This window comes from Streptomyces sp. NBC_00670 (assembly GCF_036226765.1).
Taxonomy (GTDB): Bacteria; Actinomycetota; Actinomycetes; order Streptomycetales; family Streptomycetaceae; genus Streptomyces.
Genome location: NZ_CP109017.1, coordinates 5716046 through 5729461, shown reverse-complemented (window position 1 = coordinate 5729461; position 13416 = coordinate 5716046). Strand labels below are relative to the sequence as shown.

Here is a 13416-nt window from a genome sequence, read left to right as displayed (position 1 = left end):
GAACTCAAGAGGAGCTCGGGTGAAACAGGTCGTACAGAACTACAAGAGCGGCGAGCTGGCGCTCCTCGACGTGCCGGTGCCGGGGTGCAAGCCGGGCGGTGTGCTGGTGCGCAGCGCCTACTCGCTGATCTCCACCGGGACCGAGCTGATGAAGGTCTCCGAGGCGGGCATGTCGATGCTCGGCAAGGCCCGCTCCCGCCCCGACCAGGTGGCCAAGGTCATGCAGAGCGTGGCCACCAACGGCGTGCCCGCCACGTACCGCAAGGTGATGGGCAAGCTGGACTCGTACACGCCGCTGGGCTACTCGCTGTGCGGGGTCGTCGAGGAGGTCGGCGCCGGCATCGACGACGTGAAGGTCGGCGACCTGGTGGCCTGCGCCGGCAACGAGCACGCGCTGCACGCCGAGCTGAACTGGGTGCCGAAGAACCTCTACGCGCCCGTGCCGGACGGCCTCGCGCCCCGGCACGCGGCCTTCGGCACCGTCGGCTCGATCGCGCTCCAGGGCGTGCGCCAGGGCGAGTCGCGGCTCGGCGAGGTGGCGCTGGTCGTCGGGCTCGGGCTGATCGGGCAGCTGGTGGTGCAGCTGCTCACCGCCTCGGGGGTCCGGGTCGTCGGCGCCGACCCCGACCCGGCCCGCTGCGAGCTGGCCGAACGCCTGGGCGCCGTCGCCTGCGGCGACCCCGGGGCCGCGGCCGTGGAGGCCGCCGTCGCCGAACTCACCGACGGGCACGGCGTGGACCAGGTGTATCTGGCGGCCGGCGGCGGCAGCAACCAGCCCGTGGAGCTGGCCGCCCGGCTGAGCCGGGACCGGGGCCGGGTCGTCGACATCGGCAAGTGCCGCCTCGACCTGCCGTGGAACGCGTACTACGAGAAGGAACTCGACGTCCGCTTCTCGCGCTCCTACGGCCCCGGGCGCTACGACCCGGAGTACGAGCTCCAGGGCCGGGACTACCCGATCGGGTACGTCCGCTGGACGGAGCGCCGCAACCTGGCCTGCTTCCTGGACCTCGTCGCCCGGGGCCGCGTCGACGTGGAGCCGCTGGTCTCGCACGTCGCCGACTTCGACGACGCCGTCGAGGCCTACCGGCGCCTGAAGGACGGCGAACTCAAGGCGGTGGCGGTGCTGTTCCGCTATCCGGAGCAGTCCGCCGAGCCCGAGGCTCCGGAGGTGACCGTGCCCGCCGTGCGCCGCGGCACGGCCGGACCGGCCCCCGCCCGCGCCCCCAAAACCCCCGTACGCCTGGCCTTCGTCGGCGCCGGGAACTACGCCACGTCGATGCTGCTGCCGCACCTGGCGGGGCGGGACGGCGTCGAGCTGTCCACGGTGGTCACCACGACGGCGCTGTCCGCCGCCAACGCCCAGCGGAAGTTCGGCTTCACGGAGGCGACCACCGACCTCGACGCCGTGCTCGGGGACAGTGCCGTCGACGCGGTGTTCGTCGTCACCCGGCACAGCTCGCACGCCGAGCTGACCCGGAAGGCGCTGCTGGCCGGAAAGGCGGTGTTCGTGGAGAAGCCTCTTGCCCTCACGGAGGACGAACTGGCCGGTGTGGTCGCGGCGGTGGAGGAGTCCGGCAACGACCGGCTCCAGATCGGCTTCAACCGCCGCTTCGCCCCGCTGCTGCACGAGGCCAGGAAGCACTTCGGCCCCCGCACCGGCCCGGCCGGCCTGCGCTATCTGATCAACGCGGGCCGCCTGGACCACGGCAGCTGGTACCTCCGGCAGGACAGCGAGGGCTCGCGGTTCACCGGTGAGGGCGGGCACTTCGTCGACACCGCGAGCTGGCTGCTGGGGGCCGACCCGGTCTCGGTGTACGCGACGGCCACCCCGGGCAACGAGGACCTCCAGATCATCCTCGGCTACCCGGACGGCTCCACCGCCACCCTCAGCTATGTCACCACCGGTCCGTCCGGCTTCCCCAAGGAGACGCTGGACCTCGTCGCGGACGGCAGGGCGCTGCGGCTCGACGACTTCGTCCGGGCCTCGGTGTACGGCGGGAAGCGGTGGGTCAGTTCGCGGCTGCCGAAGGCCCGGGACAAGGGCCAGGAGGCCGAACTCGCCGCGTTCGTGCGCGCGGTGCGGACCGGCGGCCCGATGCCGGTGCCGCTGGAGTCGCTGGTCGCCACCACGGCGGCCACGCTCGCCGTGCGGACGAGCCTGGCGTCCGGCGCCCCGGTGACGCTGGCGGGGGCGCGATGAGCATGGGTCCGGGCTGGTACCTCCGGCGGCTGTCCCGGATGGGGCCGCGGGAGGTCGGCGGCCGGGCGGCCGACGCGGTGCGCCGCCGGCGGTGGCGGTCGGCGCCCCCGCCCGACGGTCCGCGCGTGACCGGCGCCCGGTTCACCGCCGTCCTGCCCGCCGGGACGCTCGCCGCGGTACCGCCGGACGCCGCGAAGCGCCTGGTCGCCGAGGCGGACCGGCTGCTGGACGGACACGCCGAGTTCTTCGGCGTGCGCCGCGCGGACATGGCCGACCCGGACTGGTCGTACGACCCGAGGACCGGGCGCCGGGCCCCGGCGGGTTACGCCTTCGACGTGCCGTACCGGGACGAGGAGGCCGTCGGCGACATCAAGCAGATCTGGGAGCCGTCCCGGCACCAGTACCTGACCGTGCTCGCCGCCGCCTACGCGCTCACCGGCGACGCGCGGTACGCCGAGCGGGTCGCCGCGCACCTGCGCTCGTGGTGGACGGCCAACCCGCCGCTGCGCGGGGTGCACTGGATCAGCGGCATCGAGCTGGGGATACGGCTGCTGTCGTGGGTGTGGATCCGCCGACTGCTCGACGGCTGGCCGGGCGCGGCCGGGCTGTTCGAGGAGAACCCGGAGGCGGTGCGGCAGGTGTGGCACCACCAGCGCTGGCTGGCGGCCTTCCCCAGCCGGGGTTCGTCGGCGAACAACCATGTGATCGCGGAGGCCGCCGGGCAGTTCGCGGCCGCCTGCGCGTTCGACTGGTTCCCCAACTCGGCGCGGTGGCGGGCCGAGGCGCTGCGGTCCCTCGAGCGGCAGTTGCGCGCCAACACCTTCCCCTCCGGTCTCAACCGCGAGCTGGCCACCGAGTACCACGGGCTCGTCCTGGAACTGGGCCTGGCCGCGCTGGCGGAGGCGGACGCCGCCCGGGTACCGGTCCCGGCGTCGGTGCGGCTGGTGCTGCTGCGGATGACCGACGCGCTCGCCGCCGTCGTGGACGACCGGTTGCGCCCGCCCCGCCAGGGCGACGCGGACGACGGGTACGGCCTGGTCCTGGACGGCGCGGGCACCGACCGCTGGGGTTCGCTGCTGGCCACCGGGGACGCGGTGTTCGGCGCCCTGCCCTGGTGGCCGACGGCGACCGGCACGGACGTGCGCACGACGCTGCTGGCGGCGCTCGTCCGGCCCACGGAACCGTCCGTGCGGCGCCCGGCGGAGCGGCCGGCCCACTTCGCGGACGCGGGGCTCACCGTGCTGCGCGGCCCGGCGGGGATCTGGTGCCGCTGCGACGGCGGTCCGCACGGCTTCCTGTCCATCGCCGCGCACGCCCACGCGGACGCGCTCTCGCTGGAGGTGCGGCAGGACGGGGTCGACGTGCTGGCCGACCCGGGGACGTACTGCTACCACGGCCGGCCCGAGTGGCGGCGCTACTTCCGCTCCACGCTGGGCCACAACACCCTGGAGCTGGACGGCGAGGACCAGTCCGGCTCCGGCGGCCCGTTCCTGTGGGTCCGGCACGCCCGCAGCCGGGTCCTGGAGGCCGGGGTGTCCCGCTGGTGCGCCGAACACGACGGCTACCGGGGGTCGGTCCATCGCCGTCGGGTCGAACTCGGCCCGCACGGGGCGCAGTTGCGGGTGGTCGACGAGGTGCGCGGTCCGCGTCGGGCCGTACGCCTGGCGTTCCACCTCGGTCCGGCCGTCACCGCCGAACTGACTGGCCACCGGGCCGCGTTGGCGTGGCGCCGGGACGGCGAGGAGCGCTCCGCCGTGCTCGATCTGCCCGACGGGCTGTCCTGGCGGGCGCACCGCGGCGAGAGCGATCCGCCGCTCGGCTGGTACTCCCCCGGCTTCGGCCGCAAGGAGCCCGCCACGACGCTGCTCGGCACCGGCTTCACCGACGAGGCGCACGGGTTCACCACCGTGCTGACGTTCCACGACTGACCGCATGCAGAGAGAAGGGGGAGGAGGACGCGTGGGAATCAACTGGCGGCGCTGGGCACTGCCGGTCGCACCGCTGGCGCCGGTGCTGCTGGTGTCCGGCTGTGTCACCGCCTCGCCGGACGCCCCGAAGGCGGAGCCGACCGCCGCGCCCTCCGCGTCCGTGACCCGGCACGTGGCCCGGGTGTGCGAGGAGTCGGCGGCGGGACCGGCGAAGGCACCCAAGGGCGCGGTGACGGTCGACCCCTCGGTCGTCGGCGACCTCGCCGCCAAGACGAAGAGCAGCCCGCCGCACACCACGTTCTGGCTCCGGCCGGGCAGGCACCGCCTCGACCACGACCGCTTCTCCCAGGTCGTGCCCAAGAAGGGCGACCGCTACCTCGGCGCCCCGGGCGCGGTGCTCGACGGGCGGAAGACCAACCAGTACGCGTTCGGCGGCTCCGCCCCCGACGTCACCATCCGCCATCTGACCGTGCAGGGGTTCGTCGCGCCGCCGGACGAGGGCGTGGTCAACCACGACTCGGCCGACGGCTGGGTGATCGAGCACGCGACGATCCAGCGCAACTCGGGTGCCGGGCTGATGGCCGGGGCCCGCCAGGAGGTGCGGGACAGCTGTCTGCGCGACAACGGGCAGTACGGCATGAACGCGTACAAGGGCAACGGTCCGCTCCGCGACCTGGTGGTCGAGGGCAACGAGATCACGGGCAACAACACCGACGACTGGGAGAAGCGGAAGCCGGGCTGCGGCTGCACCGGGGGCGTCAAGTTCTGGGCCGTCGACGGCGCCGACATCAGCGGCAACTGGGTGCACGACAACCGCGGGGCCGGGCTGTGGGCGGACACCAACAACAACGACTTCCGCATCGAGGACAACGTCCTGGAGGCCAACGACGGTGCCGCGCTGATCTACGAGACCAGCTACAACGCGGTCGTCCGGAACAACACGATCCGGCGCAACAACTGGGTGGAGGGCCGCAAGTACGCCGACCGCGGCGACAACTTCCCCTTCGCCACCGTCTACCTCTCCGAGTCCGGCGGCGAGCCGCGCGTCCCCGCCCGTACGGACGAGATCGAGATCTACCGGAACGTACTGGAGAACAACTGGTCCGGGATCACCCTGTGGGAGAACGCCGACCGGTTCTGCAACAGCCCGGCCAACACCTCCTCCGGCGACTGCACGCTGCTGGTGAAGCGGAAGAAGCGCTGCGCGCAGCCGGCCATCGCCGGCGCGCCGCTCTACGCGGACTGCCGCTGGAAGACCCAGCGGGTGGACATCCACGCCAACCGGTTCGTGCTGGACAAGTCCGTCGTCGACTGCACGGTGAAGTGCGACCGGATGGCGGTGCTGGCCAACTACGGCACGTATCCGGACTGGTCGCCGTACAAGGGCGAGCGGGTGGCGGAGGCGATCACCGGCAAGCAGCACAACCGATGGCACGACAACGTCTACGTCGGGCCGTGGAAGTTCGTCGCCCACGATCCGAGCCGGGTGCTCGACTTCGAGGAGTGGCGGGCCACGCCGTACCGGCAGGACACGGGCAGCACGCTCGACGCACGGGCGGGGGGCTGAGATGAGTACACCTCTGCGGGGCGAGGGCGTGCCGGGTCCGGTTCAGCCTCCGGCCGACGCCGGGCCGGTTCAGTCACCGCCCGACGCCGGACCGGTTCAGCCCGGCGCCGGGCCGCGCCCCGACCGCACGCCCCGGACGGTCGCCGTCGTCTGGGGACTGCTGGTCCTCAACACCCTCGGCTCCGCCGGGGCGAAGACCATCGTGCCGCTGCCCCGTTCGCTCATCCAGATGGTCACGATGGGGGCGCTGGTCGCCGCGTTCGCGCTGGCCCTCGCCGTGAACCCCCGGCTGCGGGTCCGGGGCGGCGCGTTCCTGCTCCTGCTCACGCTGCTGCTGGTGCCGAGCGTGATCTCCAGCGCCGATCTGGGGTCCGGGTTCGGGGCGCTGTTCCGGTGCGCCCGCCTCGCGCTGTTCCTCGGCACGCTGTGGCTGCTCAGCCGCTGGTGGGACGGCGGCCACACGTTCGTACGGCACCACATCCGGATGTACTTCGCGGTGCTCGGGTCGGTCGCCGCCGGTGCCGTCATCTCCCCGGGTGCGGCGCTGCCCGACCTGTACGGCGGACGGCTGGTCGGCGCGCTGTGGCCGCTCACGCCGCCGCAGATCGGCCAGTACGCGGCGGTGATCATCGGGCTGACGGTGCTGCTCCTGCTGGGCCGGCGGACGGACCGGACGAGCGCGGCGGTGATCATCGTGCCGTCGCTGGTGCTGCTGGCGCTGACGCACACCCGGACGGCCACGCTCGGTCTGCTCGTCGGGCTCCTTGTGGCGATCGGCTCGCTCTTCCTGACCAGCGCTGCCGCCCGCCGGTTCTTCACCTGGACGGTGGTGTGCGCGGCCGTGGCGGCGGTGGGGTTCGGCTCGGCGTTGCAGGCGTGGTTCCTGCGCGGGCAGAGCGAGGAGAACTTCTCCAGTCTCACCGGCCGGGCCAAGGTCTGGCATGCGCTGCTGGCGGCGCCCCGGACCGTCACCGAGCAGGTGTTCGGGGTCGGCCTGGGCGACAAGTCGTTCGACGGGCTGCCGATCGACAACAGCTGGCTGGCCGTCTACCACGAACAGGGGCTGCTGGGCGTCTCGTTGGTGGCGGCGGCCCTCGTCGTACTGGGCGCGGTCGCGCTGCTGCGGCCGCCGTCGCTGTCGCGGGCCTGCGCGCTCTTCCTGATCAGCTACTGCGCGCTCGCGTCGTACACGGAGGCGGGGCTCGGCGACGCCTCGCCGTATCTGCTGCATCTGACGGTGGCCGCCTCGCTGCTGGCGGCGCCGGCCCCGGAACCGGCGCCGCTCGTGCTCCCCGCGCCGCCCGAACCCCCGCGCCGACGCGTCCCGCGCTGGGCCCGGAAACCGGAGGTTCCCTGACCATGCGTGTCCTCGTGGTGCACAACCGCTACCGCTCGGCGCAGCCCAGCGGCGAGAACAAGGCCGTCGACCAGGAGGTGGAGCTGCTGCGCGCGGGCGGCCACCGGGTCGAACTGTTCGAGCGGCGCAGCGACGACATCGCCGCCCGCTCCCCGCTCGGCAAGGCCGCCGTGCCGCTGCTCGTGCCGTGGAACCCGGCGGTGCGCAGGGAGCTGGCCGCGCGGCTGCGGGCCGAGCGGCCCGACGTGGTGCACGTGCACAACGTCTTCCCGCTGCTGTCCCCCGCCGTGCTGGCGGCGTGCGCCGACGCACGTGTGCCGGCCGTCGCCACGCTGCACAACTACACGCAGGTCTGCCCGCCGGGCACGCTGCAGCGGGACGGCCGGCCGTGCACGGAGTGCGTCGGCTCCTCCCCGCTGCCCGCCGTCAAGCACGGCTGCTACCGCGACTCGCGGGCGGCGACGGTGCCGCTCGCGGTGGGCCTCGCGGTCAACCGGCGGCGCTGGTGGACCGGCGTGGAGCGGTTCTTCTGCATCTCGGCGGCGCAGCGCGAGGTGCTGGTGAAGGCCGGGATGCCGGCCGAACGGCTCGCGGTGAAGCACAACTTCGTCCCGGACCCGGGCCCGGACGCCCGCCGCACGGGCCCCGGCGAGCATCTGCTCTACCTGGGCCGGCTCGCGGAGCCCAAGGGCGTACGGCTCCTCATGGCCGCGTGGGACGAGCTGGCCGCGTCCGGCGGTGCGGGCGTGCCGCTGGTGATCGCCGGATCGGGGCCGCTGGAGCGGGAGGTGGCCGCGTGGGCGGCGGGCCGCGACGACGTGCGGTACGCCGGTCTGTACGGCCCGGACGCGTGCCGGGACGCGCTCGCGCGGGCGGTGGCCGTGGTGGCGCCCTCGACCTGGCTGGAGGCGTTCGGCCTGGTCGCCGTGGAGGCGATGGCGGCCGGGGTCCCGGCCGTCGCCGCCGGTCACGGTGCCTTCACCGAGCTGGTCGAGGACGGGGTGACCGGGCTGCTGCACCGGCCGGGCGACGCCGCCTCCCTGGCGGAGTGCCTGCGCCGGATCGCGGCCGACGGTGACCGCAACCGGGAGCTGGGCCGGGCGGCCCGGGCCCGCTACGAGCGGGACTTCAGTCCGGCCGTCGGCCTGGAACGCCTGGTGGAGGGGTACCGCGCCGCACTCGCGGAGTGGTCCGGCGGCGGGGAGAGCACGTCACCGGAGGGGAACGGCGGGCAGAGCCCGCACCCCGTACGGGACGGCGGGCAGAGCCCGCACCCCGTGCGGAACGGCGGCGAGATCCCGCCGCCCGAGGGGAACGCAATCACTGGCTCGCGGCGGGGGCGCCCGCGTGGGCGAAATGGGGGCAGTAGATGACACGATGCCGACTCTGCGGCTCGGCGGCGCTTCAGAGCGTCGTCGACCTGGGAGCGACCCCGCCGTGCGAGAGCTTCCTCGCCGCGGACCAACTCGACCTGCCGGAACCGGCGTTCCCGCTGCACCTGCGGGTGTGCACCGACTGCTGGCTGGCGCAGATCCCGCCGCTGATCACCCCGGAGGAGACGTTCACGCAGTACGCGTACTTCTCCTCGTACTCGACGTCCTGGGTGGAGCACGCGCGCACCTTCGTCACCGGTGCCGTCGAACGGCTGGGGCTCGGCACGGACGCGTTCGTGGTCGAGGTCGCGAGCAACGACGGGTATCTGCTCAAGCACATGGTGGACCGCGGGATCCGCTGCCTTGGCATCGAGCCCTCGGTGAACGTCGGCGCGGCGGCCCGGGACGCGGGGGTGCCCACGCTCACGGCGTTCCTGAGCCCGGACACCGGCGCGGGCGTCCGCGCGGAGCACGGCCCGGCCGACCTGGTCGTGGCCAACAACGTGTACGCACACATCCCCGACGTGGTCGGCTTCACCCAGGGGCTGCGCGCGCTGGTCGCGGACGACGGCTGGGTCTCCATCGAGGTGCAGCACCTGCTGACCCTGATCGAGGAGAACCAGTACGACACGATCTACCACGAGCACTTCCAGTACTACACGGTCGCCTCGGCGGCCCGGGCGCTGGCGAGCGGCGGACTCACCCTGGTGGACGTCGAGCTGCTGCCCACGCACGGCGGTTCGATCCGGCTGTGGGCCCGCCCGGACGGGGTGGCCGGTGAGCCCACGCGACGGGTGACCGACGTCCTGGACCGGGAGAAGGCCGCCGGGCTCCAGGAGCTGTCCGGGTACACCGAGTTCTCCGCCCGGGTGGCCAAGGTGCGCCGGGACCTGCTGCGGTTCCTCATCGACGCGGCCGAGCGCGGCGAGAGCGTCGTCGGCTACGGCGCCCCGGGCAAGGGCAACACCCTGCTCAACCACTGCGGCATCCGGCCCGACCTGCTGCCGTACACCGTGGACCGCAACCCGTACAAGCACGGCAGGTTCACCCCCGGCGCCCGCATCCCGATCCTGGAGCCGGAGCGGATCGCCGCCGACAAGCCGGACTACGTCCTCGTCCTGCCGTGGAACCTGCGCGCCGAACTGACCGAGCAGCTGTCCTTCGTGGGCGAGTGGGGCGGCCGGCTGGTCTTTCCCATACCGGAACTGAGCATTGTCGAGGTGGCACCGTGAAGGTCGTCCTGTTCTGCGGCGGTTACGGGATGCGGATGCGCAGCGGCGCCGCGGACGACGTGCCCAAGCCGATGGCGATGGTCGGCCCGCGCCCGCTGATCTGGCACGTCATGCGCTACTACGCGCACTACGGGCACACCGAGTTCATCCTGTGCCTCGGGTACGGGGCCCACCACATCAAGGACTTCTTCCTCAACTACGAGGAGACGACGTCCAACGACTTCGTGCTGCGCGGTGGGCGGACCGAGCTGCTGTCCACCGACATCTCCGACTGGACGATCACGTTCGCGGGGACCGGCATCGAGTCGCCGATCGGGGAGCGGCTGCGCCGGGTGCGGCACCATCTGGACGGCGACGAGATGTTCCTCGCCAACTACGCCGACGTGCTCACCGACGCCCCGCTGCCCGAGATGATCGACCGGTTCGCGCGGCGGGACGCGGGGGCGTCGATGATGGTGGTGCCGCCGCAGTCCTCGTTCCACTGCGTGGAGCTGGGCGAGGAGGGCCTGGTGGGGGGCATCACCCCGGTGAGCGAGCTGCCGCTGTGGGAGAACGGCGGCTACTTCGTGCTCCGCCGGGAGATCTTCGAGCACATCCCGGAGAACGGGGACCTCGTCGCCGACGGCTGCGCCCAACTCGCCAAGCGGGGGCGGCTGGTGGCGCACCAGCACCGGGGCTTCTGGCGGCCGACCGACACCGTGAAGGAGCGGGCCGCGCTCGACGCCGCCTACGCGCGCGGCGACCGTCCGTGGGCCGTGTGGGAGCGGGACGGCGCGGGGGTGCGCGCGTGATCCGGCTCGGGGGCGGGCCCCTGGAGCGGATCGTCGCGGTGGGCGCGCACTGCGACGACCTCGCCATCGGCGCCGGCGGCACCCTGCTGACGGCCTGCCGCGCCCGCCCCGGCCTCCGCGTCGACGCGCTGGTGCTCTCCGGCGGCGGCGGTGAGCGGGAGCAGGAGGAGCGGGCCGCGCTCGCCGCCTTCTGCCCGGACGCCGAGCTGCGGCTGACCGTGCTCAAGCTGCCGGACGGGCGGGTGCCCGCGTACTGGGAGGAGGCCAAGACGGCCGTCGAGGAGCTGCGCGGCCGGACCGAGCCGGACCTCGTGCTCGCCCCGCGCACCGAGGACGCGCACCAGGACCACCGCTGCCTGGCCCGGCTGATGCCCAGCGCGTTCCGCGACCACCTCCTGCTCGGCTACGAGATCGTCAAGTGGGACGGCGACCTCGGCCGCCCGACGGCGTACCAGCCGCTGTCGCCGGGCATCGCCGAGGAGAAGGTGCGGCTGCTCCAGGAGCACTACCCCTCGCAGCGCCACCGCCCCTGGTACGACCGCGAGGCCTTCCTCGGCCTCGCCCGGATCCGCGGCATCGAATGCCACGCCCGCTATGCCGAGGCGTTCCACGTCACCAAACTCACTCTGAACCTGGGGGATTGAACCTTGCGCGTACTGCTGACCGGACACCAGGGCTACCTGGGCACCGTGATGGCCCCGGTGCTGACCGCCGCCGGACACGAGGTCGTCGGCCTGGACTCCGGCCTGTTCGCCGACTGCGTCCTCGGGCCGATGCCGGCCGACCCGCCGGGGACCCGAGTGGACCTGCGGGACGTGACGGCCGAGCACGTGGCCGGGGTGGACGCCGTCATCCACCTCGCCGCGCTCTCCAACGACCCGCTGGGCTCGCTGGCGCCCGAACTCACCTACGACATCAACCACCACGCCTCCGTCCGCCTCGCCCGGCTGGCCCGCGAGGCGGGGGTGCGGCGCTTCCTGTACGCGTCGACGTGCTCGGTCTACGGCGCCGCCGGCGGCGGCGAACTCGTGGGCGAAGAGGCCCCGTTGCGCCCGGTGACGCCGTACGCGGAGTCCAAGGTGCGGGTGGAGGACGACCTGCACGCACTCGCCGACGACGACTTCACCCCGGTGTACATGCGCAACGCCACCGCCTTCGGGTTCTCGCCCCGGCTGCGCGCGGACATCGTGCTGAACAACCTGGTGGGCCACGCGCTGCTGTCCGGCGAGGTGCTGGTCATGTCCGACGGCACGCCGTGGCGTCCGCTGGTGCACGCGGCCGACATCGCACGGGCCTTCACGGCCGCGCTGACCGCGCCGCGCGAGGCGGTGCACGACCGGGCGTTCAACATCGGCAGCGAGGTCAACAACGTCACCGTCGCCGAGATCGCCGACCAGGTCGCCGCGGCGGTGCCCGGCTCGAAGGTGGTCATCACCGGCGAGACCGGCGCCGATCCGCGCTCGTACCGGGTGGACTTCTCCCGGTTCCGGGCCGCGGTCCCGGGCTTCGACTGCGAGTGGACGGTGAAGCAGGGCGCCCTCGAACTCACCGACGCGTATCGGAAGTTCGGGCTGACCCGGGAGGACTTCGAGCGCCGCTGCACGCGCCTCGCGGTGCTGCGCGGGGCCTTTGAGGCGGGCACGGTCGACGACACCCTGCGGTGGCGCCGATGAACGCGCCGGGCGAGGAATCGGTGACGGCCGTCGGTGACGACATGTACGCCCTGGTGGAGCGGCTGTACCCGCTCTGCCGGAGCATCACCGGCGACGGGGTGCGCGAGACCCTGCGCATCGTCGGCGAGTACGTTCCGCTCCAGGTGCACGAGGTGCCGACCGGTACGCAGGTGCTGGACTGGACGGTCCCGCAGGAGTGGAACATCCGGGACGCGTACATCGCCGACGCCGACGGCCGGCGGGTCGTCGACTTCCGGGAGTCGAGCCTGCACGTGCTCGGCTACAGCGTGCCGGTGGCGGCGCGGATGCCGCTGTCGGAGCTGCGCGCCCATCTGCACACGCTGCCGGACCACCCCTCCTGGGTGCCGTACCGCACGAGTTACTACACGCCGACGTGGGGTTTCTGCCTGGCCCAGGACACCCTGGACGCGCTGCCGGAGGGCGAGTACGAGGTACGCGTCGACTCCACCCTCGCCGACGGCCACCTCACCTACGCCGAGCACGTGGTCCCCGGGCAGGTGCCGGACGAGGTGCTCGTCTCCTGCCACGTCTGCCACCCGTCGCTGGCCAACGACAACCTGGCCGGCATCGCCGTGGCGACCTACCTGGCCCGGGAGCTGGCGGAGCGGAAGCCCTACTACACCTACCGGTTCATCTTCGCGCCCGGCACCATCGGGGCGATCACCTGGCTGGCCCGCAACCGGGAACGGGTCGACCGCGTCAAGCACGGACTGGTGCTGGCCTGCGCGGGCGACCCGGGACAGCTCACGTACAAGCGGAGCCGGCGCGGTGACGCGGAGATCGACCGGGTGCTGACGCATGTGCTCCGCGCCTCCGAACGCCCGCACCGCATCACCGAGTTCACCCCGTACGGCTACGACGAGCGGCAGTACTGCTCCCCCGGCTTCGACCTCGGCGTGGGCTCGCTCACCCGGACCCCGTACGCGGGCTATCCGGAGTACCACACCTCGGCGGACGACCTGGACTTCGTCTCCCCGGCGGCGATGGCCGACACCCTCGCCGTGTGCCGGGAGGCGTTCGCCGTCCTGGACCGCAACCGGCGGTACGTCAACCTCAGTCCGTACGGCGAACCGCAGCTCGGGCGGCGGGGGTTGTACGGCTCGCTGGGCGGGCGGAGCGACGCCGAGCAGGCGCAGATGGCCATGCTCTGGGTGCTCAGCCTCGCCGACGGCGCGCACGCTCTGCTCGACGTCGCCGAGCGGGCCGGGCTGCCGTTCGACACCGTCGCCGACGCGGCCGATGCCCTGCACGGCGCCGGACTGCTCAAGGCGTGA

At 73.2% G+C, this 13416-nt stretch carries 10 protein-coding genes; all 10 read left to right on the top strand.

The window, feature by feature from the left end; translation table 11 throughout:
• Positions 1-19: 19 nt before the first annotated feature.
• Genes OIE12_RS25440 through OIE12_RS25395 form a run of 10 tightly spaced genes read left to right on the top strand, consistent with a single transcriptional unit; the run spans position 20 to position 13416 of the window.
• Positions 20-2200 (top strand): bi-domain-containing oxidoreductase, encoded by a 2181-nt coding sequence (locus OIE12_RS25440; protein ID WP_329139097.1) that lies wholly within the window; start codon positions 20-22, stop codon positions 2198-2200.
• Positions 2197-4128 (top strand): alginate lyase family protein, encoded by a 1932-nt coding sequence (locus OIE12_RS25435; RefSeq protein WP_329139095.1) that lies wholly within the window; start codon positions 2197-2199, stop codon positions 4126-4128. The genes OIE12_RS25440 and OIE12_RS25435 overlap by 4 nt, the downstream gene beginning before the upstream one ends.
• 31 nt (positions 4129-4159) lie before the next feature.
• A complete protein-coding gene (locus tag OIE12_RS25430) occupies positions 4160-5695 on the top strand; it encodes a right-handed parallel beta-helix repeat-containing protein (protein WP_329139093.1) in 1536 nt (511 codons plus the stop codon).
• A 1-nt stretch (position 5696) separates the two neighbouring features.
• Positions 5697-7052: an O-antigen ligase domain-containing protein gene (locus tag OIE12_RS25425; RefSeq protein WP_329139091.1), complete on the top strand. Its 1356-nt coding sequence runs from the start codon at positions 5697-5699 to the stop codon at positions 7050-7052.
• Positions 7053-7054: 2 nt separating this feature from the next.
• Positions 7055-8425 (top strand): glycosyltransferase, encoded by a 1371-nt coding sequence (locus OIE12_RS25420; protein ID WP_329139089.1) that lies wholly within the window; start codon positions 7055-7057, stop codon positions 8423-8425.
• Complete coding sequence (locus tag OIE12_RS25415; RefSeq protein WP_329139087.1) at positions 8422-9657, top strand: class I SAM-dependent methyltransferase; 1236 nt, start codon at positions 8422-8424, stop codon at positions 9655-9657. The genes OIE12_RS25420 and OIE12_RS25415 overlap by 4 nt, the downstream gene beginning before the upstream one ends.
• Complete coding sequence (locus OIE12_RS25410; protein ID WP_329139085.1) at positions 9654-10448, top strand: glucose-1-phosphate cytidylyltransferase; 795 nt, start codon at positions 9654-9656, stop codon at positions 10446-10448. Before OIE12_RS25415 ends, OIE12_RS25410 begins: the two co-directional genes overlap by 4 nt.
• Positions 10445-11092 carry a PIG-L deacetylase family protein gene (locus tag OIE12_RS25405; protein WP_329139083.1) on the top strand — a complete coding sequence of 216 codons (648 nt, stop codon included), beginning with the start codon at positions 10445-10447 and terminating at the stop codon, positions 11090-11092. The genes OIE12_RS25410 and OIE12_RS25405 overlap by 4 nt, the downstream gene beginning before the upstream one ends.
• 3 nt (positions 11093-11095) lie before the next feature.
• Positions 11096-12121, top strand: a complete 1026-nt coding sequence (locus tag OIE12_RS25400) for an NAD-dependent epimerase/dehydratase family protein (protein WP_329139081.1) — start codon at positions 11096-11098, stop codon at positions 12119-12121.
• Positions 12118-13416 carry a DUF4910 domain-containing protein gene (locus OIE12_RS25395; protein WP_329139079.1) on the top strand — a complete coding sequence of 433 codons (1299 nt, stop codon included), beginning with the start codon at positions 12118-12120 and terminating at the stop codon, positions 13414-13416. The genes OIE12_RS25400 and OIE12_RS25395 overlap by 4 nt, the downstream gene beginning before the upstream one ends.